This is a genomic window from Bacillus sp. JCM 19034 (assembly GCF_001310635.1).
Taxonomy (GTDB): domain Bacteria; phylum Bacillota; class Bacilli; order Bacillales; family Bacillaceae_D; genus Halalkalibacter.
Map to the genome: position 1 here is coordinate 35,330 of NZ_BAXR01000005.1, position 20,942 is coordinate 56,271.

The window sequence follows — 20,942 nt, forward strand, 5'->3', positions numbered from 1 at the left end:
GCTTAACGTTCTAATTGTATAAGCATTCATAGTTATTCCTCTCTTTTTTCTAGATTCTTCGCTGTTTTTTGTGTAATATCTTCACTAACCTTTCGCCAATTTCCGAGGAAATAATAACCGAGTGCGAAGAAACTGCTCACAACGAAGCTCACTCCCATCCCAACAGCAATCCCCTTTTCACCTAGATAGCTGGAGAATAACGCCGTTAGCGGATACCGTAATAACCAAAATGAAATAATGTTTAACAGTAAAACAGGAAACATCGCCCCTGCTGCCCGTGCGATGCCATTTAATACAAAGTTAATTCCTAAAAAAGGGTAAAAGAAGGCAATCGTTTGAACATAGACTTTACCAAACTGAACCGTTTGTTCATCTTGTATAAACAGTTGAATCAGTGGTTTAGCAAAAATAAATACAGTCAAGCTAATCATTACTGACACAACAACAATTAAGCCAACTGCTTTCTTTGCAATGTCGTTGACTCTTGTCCACATTTGCGCCCCAATATTTTGCCCAGCCATACTATTTACGGCTGATCCTAACGTTAGTGCTGGCAGCATGATATAGCTATCTAAACGTTGAGCGGCCCCAAAACCAGCGACAACATCTTCACCATAGCTTGTGACAACACTCATAATCGCTAACGTCCCAGCTGAAATCGCCATCATCGACAATCCGGCTGGTAACCCCATTTTAAAAAGGACGATAAAATAGTTTCGTTCAGGTAAAGTAGGTATTTGAAATGGAATTCCCGCCTTCTTAATTGAAAACCATAGGCCATATAAAAATGCGATCCCTTGAGCTATTACCGTCGCATAAGCAGCTCCTTCTATTCCTAATCCAAACACGTAAATAAATAATGGATCAAGCACGAGGTTAAGCATCACAGCCATAAAAATAAAGCGAATCGGCGTGCGACTATCTCCCATCGCACGCAATACTGTCGCAATAAAATTATAGCCAAATAAAAAAAAGATTCCGATAAAATTAATTTGCAAATAAGATTTTGCTAACGGCGAAACTGATTCAGGAGTACCAAGAATTCGTAAAATCACATCTGAAAAAAAGAAACCAACAAACCCTAATAATAACGTTAACGTACCAAGAACAAAAACAAAGGCATTTAAAGAGTTCTTTAAGCCCTCTTCATCTTTCGCCCCTTTACGTTGGCTAATTACCGTTAAGGTTGCACCATTTAATCCGATGATAAAACTTAAGATCGTAAAAATGACCGTTGCTGAAATCGTGATTGCAGCTAAAGCCTCTGACCCTAACAAATTCCCTACCCATAATGAATCAATTAATTGATAGGACGCCTGTAAACCGTTGCTCAAAAAAATGGGCCATGAAAAAATGACCATTTTCTTTAATATAGGTCCATCTGTAAAATCAAGCTGTTGTACACTCATGTTTCATCCTTCATCCCCATCTTTTGGTATAGATTTACTTCTGCTCAAAGCTTTCAGTCACATTTATGCTACCTTGCACTGATTGAACGATCGGACAATTCTTTCTCGCAATTTCAAGCGACTTTTCGATTTGCTTCTCAGTCGCCGGGCACCCTTCTATAATAAAATGAAGAGCTATATCTGTCACTTCATTTACCCCTTCCTCATTCCTTTTCACATCTGCTTCAATCGTAATATTTTCATATGTAATTCGTTTTTTCTCAAGTACTTTACGAAAGACGCCACCGCTACATACGGCTATAGATGAAACAAGCAATTGATACGGGCGGTATCCATACTGTTCATTTCCTGACACGTCTAACGTCCCGTACTCCAAATCAATTTGAAAACCATTTTCCTTCATTTTAAATTCCATCATTCCCACATCCTTATCAAAAGTTACATTCTTTATCCTTAGTCTACCATATAATACTTAACGAAGCCGTTACTTGGCTAGCTTGTTTCACCTAAAAGAAAGTAAAAAAAGGTGGCCAGCATTGTGGCCACCTTTTTGCCCATATTCACGGATCATTTCATATCATTCAACGAACAATCTGGGGTCGAAACGATTTTTATCTTTTGGAGACACCTCATTCCATTCATGTTAAGAAACAATCTTGAAATTCTTTGTTGTCCTCCAACGTAATCACCTCATAACGAATTGACTACAAAAATCAGTTACTATCCTATTGTATCTTTGAACAATCTGACCGATGAATAATGGTGAATGAGTATCAGCTTTTGCTGACCTCGACTATTATCATATCCGAAACCAGATAAACTATACGGTTTTATTGATCATTCATTTTTTAGTTTTTTACATCTTCGGCTACTCCTTTTGTTGCTTCAATAATTTCTTCTGAACTTTCCTTTAGGTGTGACACCGTTTCTCTCATTGTTTTGATGTCCGTGGTAATTCCTTTAATTGCCTGTGAGACATCATTTGATACTTGCTTCACTTGAGTTGTAATTTCTTCGCGATGATCTCGTACAAAGCGTATAGCATCAGATGTACTTTTTCGTCATTTGTTTACATTCTGAAATTACCTTCGTTCTCCATTCTTTTTTCGCCAAGACTAAACCGACAGCTATAGCTCCACCAACCAATAAGCCTTTATATAAGGAACCAGATTTTTTTTCTTGTACTCGTACCTCTTCACCCATACGACTACCTCCTTCACATATCATAATTATATTGTACCAACAAGACGTCCAAAAAGAAAAGAAAGGGCTGCACGAATTTTCCAGTGCACCCCTTTAATGCTATATTTTTTAACGTGATTTAATTATAGGCTTCTGTTAGGAAATCATCTGTTTCAACAGATTCAAAGCCTTCATACTTAGCTTTTTTCAACTCATTCAGTTCATTCGCTAAGCGTTCTAATTCTCTTTGCATATCCTCGATCATTCGCTTCTGAGAAACCGTCATATGACCTCGCTCCTTCTCCCCTGATTGAGCACTCGCTCAGTTTTATTATAAAAAAAAGAAACTCATTAATTTTCTAAAGTTAAAAATATTCTAACAATAATTTTGCGTTTTGTAAATAGCAAAAGATCATTTTATTTGCTCAATCAAATGTTTTTCATACTGCTGTCTTTGTGTAAGCTCCGATAACCGTTCTACTACTACGTGATCCGTCGCTTGAGCGGTTAGTGCTTGCAGTTTTTGACGCTTTTGTTGGTCAACTTCTTTTTGCTGAAAAACACCATCTTCGTAAGAATTAGGACGATTGAATGGTTGATGGTTAACTTGTGGTTCTTGCCCTGTTAAATAAGAATATAACCACTTTACTCGATCATAATACTGTTTTCTGCTTGCCAATAACCTCCGCCATAATTGTCGATCCTCACGTTTGATGCCGATCACCGATAAATAATCGATTCGCAAAATATCCGAGCTTTCATACTGTAGTAATTGTAACAAGTCATTAGGGTCAATTTCCCTTGGATACAACATATAGCTCAATCAAATCACCACTTTATTTTATATACTTTTCAAAAAATTTTAACAATTCGTTCATTTTTAACGGCAATATTCTGTTATAATGAACATATTACTAATAAAAAAGGTGATGTTCGATGCGTAAACAATCAACATCTTTTGAAAATCTAGTGGAAGAATACAAGCAACAGCTTCTTAAAGACCCTAAAGCTCTTGATGAAATTGAACAAAGACTTGAAGAGCGGCAAATCAAAGCAAGCATGCAAAACACTTCAGAACTAAACAACACAACAGATTCTAAAGACTAGAATCCATAAGCATACGTTGTCAAAGCCCCACGTATAAGACTACATTTCTAAATTTCCAACAGGAAGAATGATCATAACTAACACCATATTATGTTTGTGCAATATTTTTATGACTGCTAGAAACAGTCAAAGCAATTAATTAAAGAAGGCCCACTATGAGCTACTACTTCATAGTGGGCAATTACTAAAGATTCATATCTTCTGTTAATTCCATAAATTGATGAATATCATCTGAGACGACTTCAATTGCCTCCTGCCAACAGTGAGGCTTCGTTAAATCAGCGTCTAAATGTTTCTTCGCTAATTCCTCTACTGACATCCTTGCTGTATCTCGCAATAGAGCAATATATTCGTTCTCAAACGTTGATCCAACTCGTTTTGCCTTCTTATACAATCCCAAGCTGAACAAGTAGCCAAATGTATATGGAAAATGATAAAAAGGGACACCTATTATATGAAAATGGTGCTTTGAAGCCCAAAACGTTGGTGAGTAGGCAGATAACTGATCACCATAAGCTTCCTTTTGTGCTTCCAACATTAAATCATTAAGCTCCTTTACAGAAAGGATCCCCTGCTTTCTACGTTCATAAAAATGGATCTCGAACAAATATCGAGCATGAATGTTCATAAAGAATGCGAACGAACGGGCTATTTTATTTTCAAGCAGCATGACTTTCATTTCCTTCGCTCAGTCATTTTCCCTTGCCACACATTTGCTTTGTGATCTTTGACATTTTGTGCCGTTAAGCAACTGACAAACGCACTCGCCTCCGTACACGTTGCATCACATATTGCCCATCGTTAATCAAGGCTTCTAATTGAAATAAAGAGATATCATCAACCTGTAATTGTTTCTCAAATTGTTCTAAAAAGCGATCCGTTTCATCGATAAACTCTTTAAATTCGTTAGAATCACTCCCGCCTTTAAAAATAGAAGAGAGCTCCCATACCTCTGGAAATGTCATTTTATCTCCCCTTTGATAACACAATGAAATGTTTGCATGCTAGAGTTAAGACCTGATGATTATTTACGTCCATAATCAGCTTTAATTTCACCCCATTTTTCCGTATGCCATTTTTTAATCGGGTTTTTGTAATCATTTGTTTGTAGCCAATGCTCTGCCCTCTCCACTAACGACCAAATATATTCGGTTTGTTTATTTCGTTCCAACGTTGATTTTGCTTTTTTCTGTTTCACCCATTTTATCGCCGTCATTGAATCAGAATAGATCGTTTTATCACTGCCACGTTCTTGCAAATATGCTAACCCATGCACAATCGCTAAAAACTCACCCATATTATTCGTCCCAATTTCAATTTCATCATGGGAAAATAAGACGGCTCCTGTTTTTGTATCAACTCCTTTGTATTCAACGATACCAGGGTTCCCTCTACAGCCGACGTCAACGGAAATACTGTTCCAATCAATTTCTAAATTAGAGCCTGTTTGCTGAGACTTGTTATTTTGCGATAGTTCATCACTAAATGCCTGTTCAGCCTCCTCTTTAGTTGGAAATGATTTAAATCTTGCTCCAGTATAGCCTTTTACTTGTTTTTCACATTCAGACCATGAAGTGAATATCCCTGTATTTCTTCCTTCCCAAACAACATAAAATTTCTTTTTAGCCAATTCAGCACCTCATGTATAAGTTTTTTTCTTAATGAAATAGTAACAATGAATCGAAAAACATACAAATAAGGAGATTTTCTCAATGAAAAAGCGTAACCCTCAAAAAGATAAAGCGATAACGAATAATAAGACACCAAAGGAATCACTTTTCAATGAAGAAGTAGCTAGTGAAATGATCGATAACGGATCTAACAAAGCCAATCATAAGAAAAAGCACTAATATGTATAAACAGAGGAATTTGTTCCAATAATGGTTGTAAAAAAGAGGTGATTGGCATGAATATTACTATCAATCGCAAACGAACCGTTGAAGAAACTGGTGATTTGATTAGTACAAAAGGAAGCCGCCTTTATGCCATCATTGAAGATAAAGGTGAACGTTTCCCTTATCATTTACTGTGCCTCAAAACGTTTACAATCATTGAAAGCTATGACAAAATTCCATCAAATAAAGAAATTGAAGAAGACATTGGTGAAAAGATTAATGGAGTTTATCATCATACTGACTCACATATTACCGTAAACTAAGTAAAACAGCACGAAGGCTAGATTCCTTTCGTGCTGTTAGTAATTGTTTATTTGGCTTCTGCCTCTTGCTCTTCGAACCATTCATCTAACACTTTCGCATCTAATACTTTCCCCTCAATAAATGCAACTTGTTTATCAAGAAAAAGGGATTGCCAATCTAATTTGAAGTCTTTTGCTATTGTAACAATCGTTAATAGCTCCTGCCATGCAACATATCGTTTATACCAGAAAAACTGTGGCTGTTCCGTCATATATGGGTAGAGATCATCAAATTCCGTATGCTTACAGTCAACTGTTCTCTCAAATTGCCGCTTCGCCTCAGTAAGACGTTTCTGAAAATATGAATGTAATTGTTCCTGCTCCATTATGATTCCCTCCCATTATAAATCCTTCTATATCTATATCTATCATACCATGATCACGATCATGACAAAAGGATCAACCTTCACCCCTTTTAAAAGACTGATGCCATTTTTTCCAGTAATCTCTTACATAAACCGATGCTCTCTGATTGACGCTTTCATCCATTATCGCTATGATATAAAAAGTTCATTATCTAAACATTAATAAAAATGTAAAGAAAATATAGATAGATGGGAGGTTTGTCATGCTCTCCGTCATAAAATCTCTTAACAATAATGTTCTTGTTGCCACCGACCCTAAATATGGTGAAGTGATCCTAATTGGAAAAGGGATTGGATTTGGTAAAAAGAAATGGTGAAACCGTTTCTGAAAAAGAAGCTGAGAAGTTCTATATCCTTAAAGAAACTCAAGAACAGGAGCAGTATAAGCAACTTCTTGGCTACGTTGATGAGAACTTTATCGGCTTAATGGATGATATGATCAAAATAATCGAAAAACGCTTTTCTGTAAGACTCCATGAACATATTCATGTCGCCTTGACTGATCACTTATTTTACGCCGTAAAACGTGTTAGGCAAGGACTCGATATATCTAATCCATTTCTCACTGAGACAGAACTTGCCTATCCAAAGGAATTTGCTGTCGCTAGCGAATTAATTGACTATCTTAATCGCACATTAAACATTACCATACCTAGTGGAGAAATCGGTTTTGTTGCCTTGCATATTCACAGTGCACTATCAAGCCGTTCCTTATCAGAAGTGAATAAGCATACAAGGCTAGTTGGGGAATTAGTCCAAATTATTGAGAGTACGCTGAATATTGAGATTGATCGTCAAGATATTAATTACTTACGACTCGTTCGCCATCTTCATCACTTAATCGAACGGATTGAAAAGGATAATTATGTAGATAATCATGAATCTTTAAAAAGAGTGTTGCAAGAAGAATATCCGGTATGCTACAATCTTTCATGGAAATTGATGAAAATAATGCAACATAGGTTGCAACGTACAATACCGGATGCTGAAGCCGTTTACTTAACGTTACATCTTCAACGACTATCAAAAAGATAATATATTTATTCTTTTACCGTGTGACTGGTTGTGCAGGCATGAGAGAAAAGAGAGTAATACATGAGATTTAGGAAACAATAGTGTTATCCTATCTCTTTTGTGGTACTTCTTTTCACTCATGCCTTATTTTGTTGCATTTATATCATCAATAATAAGTATTTAGGAGGAAACATTATGTTCAAGAAATCTTTCGGTGTCTTGCAGCGTGTAGGTAAAGCTCTTATGCTACCAGTAGCTCTTTTACCTGCAGCCGGAATTTTGCTTGCGTTTGGCGACGCCTTACAAAACCCTGACATTACAACAGCTATTCCAGCTTTAGAAGCATCATGGGTCGTCATGCTAGCAAGCATTATGCAAAGTGCTGGTTCCATCGTTTTTGATAATCTCCCACTTCTATTTGCAGTTGGGGTAGCAATCGGTTTGGCGAATGGAGACGGTGTTGCCGGGCTTGCAGCCATTATTGGATACCTTATTATTAACGTCACCATGGGGGTTACTGGGGGTATTACTCCTGAAATGGTCAATGCTGACAACCCACAATATAGTTTAATTTTAGGTATTCCCACTTTAGGAACAGGCGTATTTGGTGGTGTAATTGCCGGTCTCTTAGGTTCCTATATGTACAACAAGTTCTTTAATATTGAACTGCCACCATATTTAGGTTTCTTTGCTGGAAAACGTTTCGTTCCAATCGCTACGGCCTTTTTCGCCCTATTTGTTGGAATACTTTTACATTTCATTTGGCCAACTGTACAAACAGGCATGAACGCCATTTCGTATTTAATGGTTGACTCCAACCGAACGATAGCTGCATTTATTTTTGGTGTCATTGAACGTGCATTAATTCCGTTCGGCCTTCATCATATTTTCTATTCACCGTTCTGGTTTGAATTCGGTCAGTATACGAATGCAGCTGGTCAGCTAGTACGTGGGGATCAACAAATTTTCTTTGCACAAATTCGCGATGGAGCTGAATTAACAGCTGGTACATTTATGACGGGTAAATTCCCATTCATGATGTTCGGCCTTCCTGCAGCAGCACTAGCCATTTATCATTGTGCTCGCCCTGAGAAAAAGAAAGTCGTTGCTGGTATTATGATTTCAGCAGCTTTAACATCTTTCTTAACGGGAATTACAGAGCCGCTTGAATTTAGTTTCTTATTCGTTGCACCGCTTTTATTTGCGATTCATACCGTTTTTGCTGGCTTATCATTTATGATCATGCACATGCTTGATATTAAGATTGGTATGACATTCTCAGGTGGTGTGATTGACTTCTTACTATATGGGGTATTACCGGGCCGAACAGCTTGGTGGCTTGTTATTCCAGTCGGGTTAGCGTTTTCCGTTATTTATTATTTCGGCTTCCGCTTTGCGATTAAGAAATTTAACTTAATGACTCCAGGTCGGGAAGAAGAAGAAGATACAGATAGCCAAGAAGAGGAAAAAGCAAGCTCGACATCAGACTTACCTTATGACGTTCTTAAAGCATTAGGCGGGAAAGAGAACTTAACGAATTTAGATGCTTGTATTACCCGATTACGTGTAAGTGTTGATGATGTTAATAAAGTGGAAAAAGATACATTAAAGAAGCTTGGAGCATCAGGCGTTATGCAATTGGGAAATAACATCCAAGCGATCTTTGGTCCGCGTTCCGATCAAATTAAATCACAAATACAAGATATTATTAGTGGACGTACACCAGCTCGTGTCGAAGAAGCACCAAAAGCAGAAAAAGCACCAAGAACTTCGGCAGAAGCAGTTTCATTCCTTGCTCCATTAACTGGTGAGTTATTACCGATTACGGACGTTCCAGATCAAGTTTTTTCAGAGAAAATGATGGGAGATGGATTTGCTATAAAACCGTCAGAAGGAGTCGTTGTCTCCCCAGTGAACGGTAAAATTATGACCTTCTTCCCAACAAAGCATGCGATCGGTATCGCTTCTGATGAAGGGCAAGAAGTTTTAATTCACGTTGGCATTGATACAGTCAATTTAAAAGGAGAAGGCTTTGAGGCACTCGTTTCTGAAGGAGACATTGTTTCACAAGGGCAAGAGCTTCTAAAGTTTGACCTTGATTACATTAACGAACATGCAACATCAACGATTACTCCTGTTGTCTTCACGAACTTAGAAGAAGGACAAACAGTTGAAATTGGTCAACAAAAACAAATCAATCGCAACGATCAAAATATTATTGCGATAAAAAAGACTAATTAATATTTTTCAAAAAAGCGTCGTGCCAATTCGTAAAGAATACAGCCGACGCTTTTTCTGATGTTCACTATTTATATAATGAAGGAACGCGACTCGAAAAGACTGGAACCTCTTTGCGAATCCGTTGTACCTCTTCTAAGCTTAAAATAGCAAGCAACGTTTCTTCTCTTTCAATTGAACCATATTCAATCAGTTCACCCCAAGGATTAATGATCTGCGACTGCCCAGCGAATTCGACACCATCATACGTCCCTACACGATTTGAGCTAACTACAAATAGTTGATTTTCAATCGCACGTGCCTTAAGTAACGTGTTCCAATGTTGTTCTCTAGCTAACGGCCACTCTGCGACAACGACCAGCAATTCAGCCCCTTCTAGAGCAACTGCTCGAGCTAGCTCCGGAAAGCGCAAATCATAGCAAATAATGACAGCCATTTTATGTCCATCTAGCTCAAAAACATTCGCACGCTTTTTCCCACCTGTTAAATACTCATCTTCTTTCAGCATTGGAACTAAATGAATTTTATCATAGTGATAAACATTCTCTCCTTGACGGTTATAGACAAGTGCCCGATTAAAAAACTCACCCTCCTCTTTCACAACGATCGAACCAGCAATTATATTTACATTATGCTTTTTCGCTAACTCCGCTAGAAATAATTCAACTGAATGCTCATCTTCTTCAATTAGTTGCTCTAACTGTGGCAGCGTATAAGCAGTCGTCCACATTTCTGGTAAAACAATCAGGTCTACTTGCTGATTAAGAGTAACTTCATCCGACCATTTTTCTACTTTCTTACGATTTTGTTCAATATCTCCTGGAATAATATCCATTTGGTAAACGGCAACCTTCATTCATATTCCCCTACCTTATTCATTATGTACATTTATTCTACCACTTTCACAGACCTCTTTCAGCTTAGAAAAACGTGGAGCCAACCCTTCACCCATGATTTATGATTAGGTGCAGATTTCTCCTTAATTCTCTCTTAAACCTGCACCTATTCGCTGGTTGATGCAGGTTTCTCTCCGATTTCCTCTTAAACCTGCACCTATTCGTCGGTTGATGCAGATTCCTCTCCGATTTCCTCTTAAACCTGCACCTATTCGCTGGTTGATGCAGGTTTCTCTCCAATTTCCTCTTAAACCTGCACCTATTCGCTGGTTGGTGCAGGTTTCTCTCCGATTTCCTCTTAAACCTGCACCTATTCGTTGGTTGATGCAGGTTTCTCTCTGATTTCCTCTTAAACCTACACCTATTCGCTGGTTGATGCACGTTTCTCTCCGATTCCTCCTTAAACCTGCACCTATTTGAGGCATTGAACCGAAAGCTCCCACCTTCTCCCAGCAAAAATAAACTTCACCTTGCCACTCATCGTTCCCCTCTTTCTAAACAAAAAATTGACCAAAAAGGTTGAAAATCAAACCCTTTTGATCAAATTTCTTTATACTTCTCTATACTGTTTTCTTCTTCCATAATCCTAACAATAAAGCAGTGATCATTGATCCGATAACTATTGCAAGAAGATATGCGAGTGCACTTCCATAGACTAGCGGAATAACAAAAACACCACCGTGCGGAGCAGGTAAGCCTATCCCAAATAAAGCCGTTAATCCACCAGCTACAGCAGACCCTACAATAATAGATGGAATGACTCGTCCAGGGTCAGCCGCCGCAAACGGAATCGCCCCTTCTGTAACAAACGATAATCCTAAAACGTAATTTGTTTTTCCACTTTCACGCTCTTGATTTGTAAATTTATTCTTAAAGAATGTTGTCGCTAAAGCGATTCCTAGTGGCGGAACCATCCCACCTGCCATAACCGCAGCGTGAGGCCCGAAATTACCTGCATCAATCATCGCAATACCGAATGTAAAGGCTGCTTTATTAACAGGTCCTCCCATATCGACTGCCATCATCCCACCTAACACGATGCCGAGAATCACCATATTCGATGTTCCCATTCCAGATAGCCACGACTCTAATCCGCTATTAACCGCCGATAACGGGCTGACTAAAAGTAGCATTGACATACCTGTTAGGAAAATATTTAAAACTGGATATAGCAGAACTGTTTTAATTCCTTCTAAAAATTGCGGTAACCCTTTTAACAAATACTTCACAAATAACGTTAAGTAACCAGCTAAAAATCCGGCAATTAAGCCGCCCAAGAAACCAGCTTCTCCTGTTGAAGCAATTAAGCCACCTACCATACCTGCTGCAAAACCTGGTCGATCAGCAATACTCATTGCAATGAACGCAGCTAGAATAGGAATCATAGCTCCAAATGCATGTCCCCCACCAATTGTATTAAGCATATCAGCAAATACATTATAGGTTGGGTGATTAGGATCACTAGATTCTACCCCAAAAATGAATGATATGGCTATAAGAATCCCACCACCGACAACAAACGGTAGCATATTGGAAACACCATTCATCAAATGTTTATAGAAACCACGACGTTCTCCAGATCCGTTGCCGTGCTTGCTGCCTTGCTCTGAACTTTCGTAAATAGGTGCTGCTCCCGATAACGCTTTATCAATTAACTCTTTCGTCTTGCGAATACCGTCAGTTACCCCTGTTTGGATAACAGGCTTTCCATTGAAGCGAGCCACATCTACTTTCGTATCAGCAGCAACGATAATCGCATCTGCCTGAGCGATTTCTTCCTCTGTGAGTTTATTTTTCACTCCACCGGATCCGTTTGTTTCAACTTTGATTGTTATACCTTGCTTTTTTGCTTCAGCTTTTAGTGCATCTGCAGCCATATACGTATGAGCAATCCCTGTCGGACATCCTGTAACAGCAAGCAGACGATAGCTCGAAGACGTTGGTGAGCTCTCTTCTGATTTCAATTGTTCCGCTTCTTTTTGATCAATCGCTTCAACAATTTCAGCTTCAGATTGTGCTGATTGAAGCTTTTGACGAAAATCCTCATCCATCAAAAACGTCGATAAGCGTGATAGTGTATCTAAATGTGATTGTGTTGCATTCTCTGATGCAGCAATCATAAAAAATAGATGCGTTGGCTGACCATCTAAAGATTGATAATCCAAGCCTGTAATAGAACGTCCAAAGGCAATCGCTGGTGTTTTCACTCCTGCACTTTTGGCGTGTGGAATCGCAATACCATCACCGATCCCTGTTGTGCTTTGTTCTTCACGTTCCCAAATCGCCTCTTTATATTGCGATGAATCAGCTAATCTACCGGCAGTATCTAGTTTTCGCACAAGCTCGTCAATCGCTTTTGATTTATCTGTTGCTTGCATATTTAAAATAATCGTATCTTTTTTAACAGCTCAGAAATTCTCATCTTACTCATCCCCCATAGTTGTAATGGTTACTTCTTTTGCAAGTGTTAGTACGTTATTTCTTTGGCAAAAGCCTTGTGAAAAAGCAGTTGCACTACCTGAGGCAACAGCAAAGGCAAACACGTTTTCAATCGACTGTCCCTCAGCTAATGCAGCAATAAATCCAGCTACAACCGAATCACCTGCTCCAACTGAATTGACAACTTTCCCTTCTGGAACTGTCGCAAAATAAACTCCGTCTTTTGTAGCTAAAATGGCTCCATCTCCTGCAAAAGAGACTAGTACGTAGCGAATGCCTTTTTCAACAAGCTGCTTTGCATACGGAATCGCTTCCTCTTTAGTTGAGATTGTTGTTGAAAATAATTCAGCTAACTCATGATGATTCGGTTTAATCAATGTTGGCTTAAGATCGATGACAGACTTTAGTGCTTCGCCACTCGTATCAATAAACACTTGAGCTCCTTTCGCTGCTGCTTGCTCCATTAAACGTTGATAAACGATTTTCGGTAACGTTTTCGGTACACTTCCTGCCAGCACTAAGAAATCACCAGCTTGTAATTGCTCTAGCTTACTTTCTAATTGTTTTAGTTCATCTACTGAAATTTGTGGAGATACTCCATTAATCTCGGTTTCAATCTCACTTTGAATCTTTACATTAATACGTGTATCTGCTTGAATCTGCGTAAAGTCTGTTCCAATCTCTTCTAGTTCAAGCTGTTCTTGTATAAAACGACCCGTAAATCCACCAATAAATCCATGTGCGACACTTGAATGGCCTAAATTTTTCAATGCCTTTGAGATATTAATCCCTTTGCCTCCTGCTACCTTTTGATCGGATTTTGCTCGATTGACAAGACCAAGTTCAAATTGATCAAGACGAACAAAATGGTCAATAGCAGGATTTAATGTTACGGTCATAATCATAATGAAACCACCTCTAACGTTGTTTGACCTTTTAATTCTTCGTAATAGCTTTTATCTATTTGATTACTCGTCACAATCATACAATCGCGAATTTGAGCAAATGTTGAGAAAGATACCTCACCAAATTTCGTGTGGTCGGCGAGAATGATTCCTTGCTGTGCTCGCTCAATCGCATATTCTTTAATAAAAGCTTCCTCTGGATCAGGGGTAGTACATTCCCCTTTTAGACTAATCCCATTAACGCCGATAAACGCTTTATCAAATTGGTACGTCTCTAAGCTTCTTATCGCACTTCTTCCGATAAAAGCACTCGTACCTGACTTCACGTAGCCACCAATGACATGTGTGTTAATGCCAATCTCAAGTAATGCTGCAATGTTCATTAGTCCGTTTGTAACAACTACGACATCCTTTCCTTTAAGAAAAGGAATCATCTCTAACGTACTCGTACCAGCATCTAAATAAATACAGTCTCCTTCTGTTACGAGTTCAGCAGCAAACTTTGCTATCTGTCTTTTTTCATGACGGTTTTTGGCTGTTTTCTCTTCCATTGTTGGTTCAACCAGTTTATTTTGTGGTAATGTTGCCCCACCATGTAATCGCTTTAACTTCCCCGCACGTTCAAGCTCCATTAAATCACGACGAACAGTTGACTCTGAAGACCCTGTTACTTCAATAATATCTTGAATTTTTACCGTTTCCATTTCATGTAACATCGAAACAATCTTTTTTTGACGCTCGACTACTAACATGATTATCACCTCTTACAATTTTCAGTATACTACCAAAAACGATCAAAATCAATCAAAAACATCATAAAAACGACCAAAAAAAGTGGAAATCGCTCATAAACGATCACCACTAACGTTATCATATTTAATTAGATTATTCAGCGTCAAGCCCCTCAACTAACATTGAAAGCTCAGTCCATCGGTCCATTGCCACCTCTAATTCTGCTTCCACTTCTTCTTTTTCATTCAACAATGGCTGAATTTGACCGAAATCGCTACCTGCTTCTTCAATTGCCTGTTCAAGCTCGGCGATTTGCTGTTCTAATTTTGTAATACGCTCTTCTATATTTCCCCATTCTAGCTGATCTTTATAGGATAGCTTTTTTCTCGTTTTTGGCTTCTCTGACTTTTTTTCAACAGGTTGTGTAATAGCTTTTTCTACGCTTTCTTCTTCCCTTTTTCTATCTAAATAATCTGTATAATGTCCTTGAAAGGAAGAAACGTGACCATCCCCTTCAAATACGAGCAAGCGATCAACAACACGATCTAAAAAATAGCGATCATGCGATACGGTAATAACGACACCTGGAAACTGTTCCAAATAATCCTCTAATACAGAAAGCGTCTCTGTATCAAGATCATTTGTCGGCTCATCTAAAAACAGTACATTAGGTTCATCCATTAATACACGTAATAAATAAAGGCGTCTTCTCTCGCCTCCTGATAATCGTCTAATATACGTATATTGACTAGAGCGAGGAAATAAAAATCTCTCTAGCATTTGTTCAGCCGTTATTTGAGACCCATCCGCTGTATAGACGACCTCCGCTATTTCTTTAATATAATCGATCATCCGTAAATCGCCATTGATCTCCTTGTCCTCTTGTGTATAGTAACCGATATGAACCGTTTCCCCGACGACTACTTCACCAGCATCTGGTGTTAAACGTCCCGCAAGCATATTGAGAAGCGTCGTTTTTCCTGTACCATTTGGACCGACAATTCCAATTCGTTCACCAGGAATAATCAATTGATTTAACGAATGCACAATGACTTTGTCCGCAAATGTCTTTTGGACATTTTTTAATTCAATGACTTGTTTCCCAAGTCTTCTTGACCCGATTGAGAAGTCGAAATCACGTTGCTCAGATAGAGGCTCCTCTTCTTTTATTCGGTCAATTCGTTGAATCCTTGCTTTTTGCTTCGTTGTCCTAGCCTTAGCCCCTCGCCTTAACCATGCAAGCTCTCGTCGTAAGACATTTTGCCGCTTTTGCTCCTGTTGCTCCTCCTGGATTTGTCGCTCTGCTTTCTTCTCGAGAAACTGTTCATAATTTCCCTCATATACATACAGCTTCCCTTTGTCAAGCTCATACATATAATTTGTTACACGATTTAGAAAGTAACGATCATGCGTAATTAACATGATCGCACCTTTATAATTCGCTAAATAGCTTCTAGCCATTCAATCGTCTCATGATCAAGATGATTTGTCGGCTCATCAAGCAAAAGTAAATCAGCAGGCTGAATTAATGCTTTCGCAATTGAGACACGTTTCTTTTGTCCTCCTGAAAGCTTACTAATCTTTGAGTGGAAATTTTTCACACCCAACTTTGTTAAAATCGTCTTCGCAAGCGTGTTTGCTTCCCACGCTTCCTCTTCATCCATTTTTGCCTGCCATTTCATGTATTCCTTTTGATAAGCCTCATTCGTTGGATCTTGTTCAAATTTCATTAAGCTTTTTTCATATGCACGCATCGTCACCATAACAGTTGACTGTCCAGCATAAATTTCCTCAATTACAGTCCGATCCTCTTCTAACGTTGAATGCTGGGCCAAATACTCTATTTGAAAATCATTCGCATGCTTGAGCTCACCAGTATCGGCCCCTTCAATACCAGCTACTATTTTTAGTAACGATGATTTACCAGTACCATTCACACCAATAATACCAATTCGTTGACTTGCTTCAACGGTAAAAGATATATCTTGAAACAACACTTTATCACCATATGATTTCGTTAACTGCTCCACTTGCAAAATACTCACACCATCAACCTCCTATAAGAAAAACGCGATTACAGTTTTTCTTTCAAGCATCGTCCGTGGCCGTTACATAGATAGAGCTGTGTAACGTGCGAAGCCGATGCTCTTCCTCGAATTTACCTACATCTCCTAGGTGTCCATAACCTATGGTCACCTATACGGAATCTCTAAAGATAAGCCACTGAAAAAGGATTCCTTTTCCAGTGGCCTTAAATCTTTCACCTATTCCATTATACCTGTAATTGCTTCTTAATATCATCCTCTATTTTTTCAGGTTTAACTTGAGGTCCATACCGTTTTACCACATTTCCTTGCCTATCAACAAGAAATTTCGTAAAGTTCCATTTAATTTCCGAGCTAAGAACACCTTTTTGTTCCTTCTTCAAAAATGTATAAAGTGGATGAGCATTTGAGCCGTTCACATCAATTTTCGCAAATAATGGAAAGTTTACCCCGAAATTAATTTTGCACGTTTTTGTCATATCAGAATCCTCTACAGGCTCCTGATTCATAAATTGGTTTGACGGAAAACCAAGTACATCAAAGCCTTGGTCTCGATATCGCTGGTATAGCTCCTCCAAACCTTCAAACTGCGGAGCTAATCCACATTTTGTTGCTGTATTTACGATTAACAACACACGACCCTTATAGGCTTCAAGTGACTGTTCTTCTCCATTCGATTTCTTTACAGTAAATTCGTGAATACTCATATATGACCTCCTCATTGTTTAACCTCATTATACAAAAGAGATCAGTAATACACGAAGTATCCGCTTAATTTTTCCTGTTATTTCTTCATTAATCATTTGAAAGTTGTTCTTCACCTTTGATTACCCATTTTAGTGTTTCATTTCTTATGGAAAATGAGAGAATCATACGGAGAAAGTGTCATCTTTTTTTCAAGTTTCCGTTCAGACCCATTTGATAATAATAGCTCTGCATTTAGGTCTTCTTGCCATTCAGCTGGAATATCAAACGTCACGTCCTGATCATAGAAATTGTTGATGACGAGCAATTTTTCGTTTTCTTTCACACGTTCATACAAAAATAGTTGCGGGTGCTTTTGATCGAGACGACGATAGACTCCTTCCGTGACAATCGCTAATTCATGACGTAAACGAATTAACTTTTGATAAAAGTAGAAAATGGAGTCATTATCTTTTAAGGCTTGTTCGGCATTAATTTCTTTATAATTTTCAGCGACATTAATCCATGGAGTACCTGTTGTAAAACCTCCATGTGGTTGATCGTTCCATTGTACAGGTGTTCTTGAGTTATCGCGTGATTTTTCTTTAATAATCGCCATAATCTCCTCTTCAGAGTTGCCTTCTTTTTTCATACGCTTATAATAATTTAACGTCTCCACGTCACGATATTGATCAATTGATTCAAACTTAGGATTCGTCATCCCAAACTCTTCACCTTGATAAATATATGGCGTGCCTTGCATCATATGGATGGCTGCAGCTAGCATTTTTGCAGATTTTTGATGATAATCCTCAGCATTCCCATATCGCGATACGACACGAGGCTGATCGTGGTTACACCAAAATAACGCATTCCAGCCACCACCTTTATGCATCTCCACTTGCCACGTCGAAAGAATATCCTTTAATGCCTGGAAATCAAAATCAGCTAAAGCCCATTTTTCTCCATTCGGGTAATCTACCTTAAGGTGATGAAAATTAAACGTCATGCTTAATTCGTTTCTGTTTGGGTTTGAATAGTTAATGCAATGCTCTATTGATGTAGAAGACATTTCTCCAACCGTCATACTATCATATTTAGAAAGCACTGCCTGATTCATCTCTTGTAAAAATTCATGAACACGTGGCCCATCCGTATAAAATCGACGACCATCTCCGTCGTGATCATTTGGAAAGGACTGATCTTTGGAGATTAAGTTAATGACATCTAAGCGAAAACCGTCAATCCCTTTTTCAAACCAGAAATGCATCATATCATAGACAGCATGCCGCAATTCTTCATTTTCCCAATTCAAATCCGCTTGGGTAACATCAAACAAGTGCAAATAATATTGTCCTGACTTTTCATCATACTCCCATGCATTCCCGCCAAATTTGGACTGCCAATTAGATGGCTCTCCACCGTCTACAGGATCCTTCCATATATAATAATGTCGGTATTGGCTATCACCGGAAGCGATCGCCTCTTTAAACCACTTATGTTCCGTTGATGTATGATTGACAACGAGATCCATAATCAGCTTCATCCCACGAGCATGTACTTCATCCAACAATTTCTCAAAATCAGCCATCGTTCCATACTCTTCATGAATTGAAAAATAATCAGAAATATCATAGCCGTTATCCTTTTGTGGTGATTCGTAGATCGGCGTTACCCAAAGGACATCGACCCCTAACGTATGCAAATAATCAAGTTTCTCAATGATCCCTTGAATATCACCGACACCATTCCCAGTTGTATCATTAAAACTTTTCGGATAAATTTGATAAACGACTGCCCTTCTCCACCATTCATTCATGTTCTCTACTCCTTTAAACATCCTGATATGTTTGAAAGCCTAATAAGGAGCATTTCCCCTCATTAGGCAACTTAACTCATACGTGCTTTACCATATAAAAATGTCAAGACAAATGGAACGGCAATAGCAATAATCATCCCAACTAGGAATACTAGCCAGTAGCCTGCTGTTATTGAGAAGATACCTGGTAATCCACCGACACCGATTGAATAAGCGGTAACAGAATTAAGCGTAATCCAAACCGCTCCTATTGCAGAACCAATAATCGCACAAACAAACGGGAAACGGTAGCGTAAATTCACACCGAACATCGCCGGCTCTGTAATACCAAGGTAAGCTGATATCGACGATGTCATCGATAATCCTCTTGTCTTCTCATCCTTTAAGACAAAATACATCGCAAGTGCAGCAGAACCTTGGGCAATATTTGATAATGCTAAAATTGGCCATAAGAACGTTGTACCCGTACTTCCAATCAACTGTAAGTCAACTGCCAAGAACGTATGGTGCATCCCTGTAATAACGAGCGGTGCATAGATCGTACCGTACAAAAGTCCACCAATCGCTGCAACATTGCTAAATACCCAAACAAATGCATCTGTAATGATATTTCCGATCAGAAATGTGATCGGTCCGATCGCAATAAAAGCAATAAAGCCCGTAATTAATAACGCAACGGGTGCAACAACAAGCAGCTGAAACCCGTCTGGTACACGCTTTCTTAAGGCATTTTCAATTTTTGCTAGTACATAAGAAGCGACTAAAATAGGGAGCACTTGGCCTTGATAGCCCATTTTCGCAATGTCGAGTCCGAAGATATTCCAATAAGGAATTTCTCCTACTTCTAATGCTTTACCATAATCCCACGCATTTAATAGGTCTGGGTATACTAACATTAAACCAAGAACAATCCCTAAAAGCTCACTACCTCCAAATCGCCTCATTGCCGACCAACCAATAAGTCCCGGTAAAAATACGAATGCTGTATTGGCAATGAGATGAATGATATCAGCAAGATCAGCCCATTGTGGGAACATTCCCACGACAGATTGCTCAGCAAATATCCCTTCTGCTGTCAAAATATTATTAATACCAAGTAGTAAACCTGCTGTCACAATCGCAGGTAAAATCGGGATAAAAATATCTGCAAGCATCTTGATCGCACGCTGTAATGGATTTAAATTTTTCTCTGCGGCTGTTTTTACATCCTCTTTTGTCGCAGCCTTTTTCCCAGATAAATCCATTAGTTCTGCATATACTTTATCAACCGTTCCCTGACCTATGACAACTTGAAATTGACCATTTGTTGAAAATGATCCTCGCACTACATCAATATTTTCAAGCTGATCTTTATCTACTTTCCCTTCATCTTCAAGTGCAAACCTTAGTCGTGTAACACAGTGAGTTGCAGACGCCATATTCTCTTTGCCACCAATTGCCTCGAGTATTTTCTCTGCATCATTCCGATATTGGCTCAATTATTCTCTCTCCTCTCTTCTTATAAAGTCATTACAAGACACGACACACTTCTCGTTAATCATCTTTTATTATTTGTTCTATACCCGTTGCCTATTCTAGCAAACCAATAAATCAATGCTAAAATCTATAAAAAAAGCTTGTCACTAATTCGCGACAAACTTAAATACATACACTTATTATTCCTTTAACAAAGCGACACTCTTACAAATCTTTCAGTGCAGATGTCAATTTGTTTAATTCTTCCTCTGTTAACGTCACACCTTTTCCCATTTTTTCGTGATTCGGAGCCCAGTCACGAATATCGTATTTTGGCTCACGTCCATTCCAGCTAATTAAATTTAACTCCTTCGTCCATCCTTTTTCTGATTCGGACAGAACTGCAATGGTTTTGACGATTTCAAACTTAATTTCGGCCATACCTTATTACACCT

At 38.6% G+C, this 20,942-nt stretch carries 21 protein-coding genes and 4 pseudogenes; 5 read left to right on the top strand and 20 right to left on the bottom strand.

What is annotated here, in order from left to right; translation table 11 throughout:
- Positions 1-32: 32 nt before the first annotated feature.
- The 6 genes from JCM19034_RS09885 to JCM19034_RS09900 form a co-directional block, all read right to left on the bottom strand.
- Entirely contained in the window at positions 33-1,409 is a 1,377-nt protein-coding gene (locus JCM19034_RS09885; RefSeq protein ID WP_062049349.1) for an MATE family efflux transporter, read from the bottom strand.
- Positions 1,410-1,443: 34 nt separating this feature from the next.
- Positions 1,444-1,824 carry an OsmC family protein gene (locus JCM19034_RS09890; RefSeq protein WP_062049351.1) on the bottom strand — a complete coding sequence of 127 codons (381 nt, stop codon included), beginning with the start codon at positions 1,822-1,824 and terminating at the stop codon, positions 1,444-1,446.
- A gap of 433 nt (positions 1,825-2,257) precedes the next feature.
- Positions 2,258-2,407: a hypothetical protein gene (locus JCM19034_RS21750; protein WP_156323943.1), complete on the bottom strand. Its 150-nt coding sequence runs from the start codon at positions 2,405-2,407 to the stop codon at positions 2,258-2,260.
- Positions 2,408-2,453: 46 nt separating this feature from the next.
- The gene (locus tag JCM19034_RS21755) at positions 2,454-2,612 is read right to left on the bottom strand and encodes a hypothetical protein (protein ID WP_156323944.1); all 159 of its coding nucleotides are present in this window, start codon (positions 2,610-2,612) and stop codon (positions 2,454-2,456) included.
- Between the two features lie 118 nt (positions 2,613-2,730).
- Complete coding sequence (locus JCM19034_RS22270) at positions 2,731-2,877, bottom strand: hypothetical protein (RefSeq protein WP_197276386.1); 147 nt, start codon at positions 2,875-2,877, stop codon at positions 2,731-2,733.
- A 126-nt stretch (positions 2,878-3,003) separates the two neighbouring features.
- Positions 3,004-3,414, bottom strand: a complete 411-nt coding sequence (locus JCM19034_RS09900; RefSeq protein ID WP_062049354.1) for a hypothetical protein — start codon at positions 3,412-3,414, stop codon at positions 3,004-3,006.
- A 113-nt stretch (positions 3,415-3,527) separates the two neighbouring features.
- On the opposite strand from JCM19034_RS09900, the gene JCM19034_RS20975 reads away from it, so the two are divergent.
- Entirely contained in the window at positions 3,528-3,698 is a 171-nt protein-coding gene (locus JCM19034_RS20975) for an FbpB family small basic protein (RefSeq protein ID WP_082393949.1), read from the top strand.
- Between the two features lie 184 nt (positions 3,699-3,882).
- Here the strand turns inward: JCM19034_RS20975 and JCM19034_RS09905 are convergent.
- The 3 genes and pseudogenes from JCM19034_RS09905 to rnhA all read right to left on the bottom strand — a co-directional run.
- A pseudogene (locus tag JCM19034_RS09905) lies at positions 3,883-4,383 on the bottom strand (oligoendopeptidase); the annotation flags it as partial.
- Positions 4,384-4,441: 58 nt separating this feature from the next.
- Positions 4,442-4,663 carry a hypothetical protein gene (locus tag JCM19034_RS09910; protein WP_062049358.1) on the bottom strand — a complete coding sequence of 74 codons (222 nt, stop codon included), beginning with the start codon at positions 4,661-4,663 and terminating at the stop codon, positions 4,442-4,444.
- Positions 4,664-4,722: 59 nt separating this feature from the next.
- Positions 4,723-5,328, bottom strand: coding sequence for a ribonuclease H (gene rnhA, locus JCM19034_RS09915; RefSeq protein WP_062049360.1), 606 nt, complete (start codon positions 5,326-5,328; stop codon positions 4,723-4,725).
- An 82-nt stretch (positions 5,329-5,410) separates the two neighbouring features.
- Here rnhA and JCM19034_RS22275 point away from each other — a divergent pair, with 82 nt between their 5' ends.
- Positions 5,411-5,548, top strand: coding sequence for a hypothetical protein (locus JCM19034_RS22275; RefSeq protein WP_197276387.1), 138 nt, complete (start codon positions 5,411-5,413; stop codon positions 5,546-5,548).
- Between the two features lie 56 nt (positions 5,549-5,604).
- Positions 5,605-5,856: a hypothetical protein gene (locus JCM19034_RS09920; protein WP_062049362.1), complete on the top strand. Its 252-nt coding sequence runs from the start codon at positions 5,605-5,607 to the stop codon at positions 5,854-5,856.
- A 47-nt stretch (positions 5,857-5,903) separates the two neighbouring features.
- Here the strand turns inward: JCM19034_RS09920 and JCM19034_RS09925 are convergent, their stop codons facing one another.
- Entirely contained in the window at positions 5,904-6,221 is a 318-nt protein-coding gene (locus JCM19034_RS09925; protein WP_062049364.1) for a hypothetical protein, read from the bottom strand.
- A 242-nt stretch (positions 6,222-6,463) separates the two neighbouring features.
- Between JCM19034_RS09925 and glcT the strand changes: the two are divergent.
- Together glcT and ptsG are read left to right on the top strand one after the other, a co-directional pair.
- Positions 6,464-7,295 (top strand): annotated as a pseudogene (gene glcT / locus JCM19034_RS09930) (glucose PTS transporter transcription antiterminator GlcT).
- Positions 7,296-7,469: 174 nt separating this feature from the next.
- On the top strand, positions 7,470-9,515 hold the full coding sequence (gene ptsG / locus JCM19034_RS09935) for a glucose-specific PTS transporter subunit IIBC (RefSeq protein WP_062049366.1): 2,046 nt from the start codon (positions 7,470-7,472) through the stop codon (positions 9,513-9,515).
- A gap of 64 nt (positions 9,516-9,579) precedes the next feature.
- On the opposite strand, the gene JCM19034_RS09940 is transcribed toward ptsG, so the two are convergent.
- The 10 genes and pseudogenes from JCM19034_RS09940 to JCM19034_RS09985 form a co-directional block, all read right to left on the bottom strand.
- On the bottom strand, positions 9,580-10,368 hold the full coding sequence (locus JCM19034_RS09940) for a carbon-nitrogen family hydrolase (RefSeq protein WP_062049368.1): 789 nt from the start codon (positions 10,366-10,368) through the stop codon (positions 9,580-9,582).
- 123 nt (positions 10,369-10,491) lie between these two features.
- On the bottom strand, positions 10,492-10,833 hold the full coding sequence (locus JCM19034_RS09945) for a hypothetical protein (RefSeq protein ID WP_062049370.1): 342 nt from the start codon (positions 10,831-10,833) through the stop codon (positions 10,492-10,494).
- A 135-nt stretch (positions 10,834-10,968) separates the two neighbouring features.
- Positions 10,969-12,830 (bottom strand): annotated as a pseudogene (locus JCM19034_RS09950) (fructose-specific PTS transporter subunit EIIC).
- A 1-nt stretch (position 12,831) separates the two neighbouring features.
- Entirely contained in the window at positions 12,832-13,752 is a 921-nt protein-coding gene (gene pfkB, locus JCM19034_RS09955; protein ID WP_062049372.1) for a 1-phosphofructokinase, read from the bottom strand.
- The gene (locus tag JCM19034_RS09960; protein ID WP_062049374.1) at positions 13,749-14,504 is read right to left on the bottom strand and encodes a DeoR/GlpR family DNA-binding transcription regulator; all 756 of its coding nucleotides are present in this window, start codon (positions 14,502-14,504) and stop codon (positions 13,749-13,751) included. Before JCM19034_RS09960 ends, pfkB begins: the two co-directional genes overlap by 4 nt.
- A gap of 133 nt (positions 14,505-14,637) precedes the next feature.
- Positions 14,638-16,529 (bottom strand): annotated as a pseudogene (locus JCM19034_RS09965) (ABC-F family ATP-binding cassette domain-containing protein).
- Positions 16,530-16,756: 227 nt separating this feature from the next.
- The gene (locus JCM19034_RS09970) at positions 16,757-17,236 is read right to left on the bottom strand and encodes a glutathione peroxidase (protein WP_062049377.1); all 480 of its coding nucleotides are present in this window, start codon (positions 17,234-17,236) and stop codon (positions 16,757-16,759) included.
- 137 nt (positions 17,237-17,373) lie between these two features.
- On the bottom strand, positions 17,374-19,032 hold the full coding sequence (gene treC / locus JCM19034_RS09975; protein WP_062049378.1) for an alpha,alpha-phosphotrehalase: 1,659 nt from the start codon (positions 19,030-19,032) through the stop codon (positions 17,374-17,376).
- A gap of 71 nt (positions 19,033-19,103) precedes the next feature.
- Positions 19,104-20,510 carry a PTS system trehalose-specific EIIBC component gene (gene treP, locus JCM19034_RS09980; protein WP_082393951.1) on the bottom strand — a complete coding sequence of 469 codons (1,407 nt, stop codon included), beginning with the start codon at positions 20,508-20,510 and terminating at the stop codon, positions 19,104-19,106.
- 202 nt (positions 20,511-20,712) lie between these two features.
- A complete protein-coding gene (locus JCM19034_RS09985) occupies positions 20,713-20,928 on the bottom strand; it encodes a YdbC family protein (protein WP_062049380.1) in 216 nt (71 codons plus the stop codon).
- Positions 20,929-20,942 lie beyond the last annotated feature (14 nt).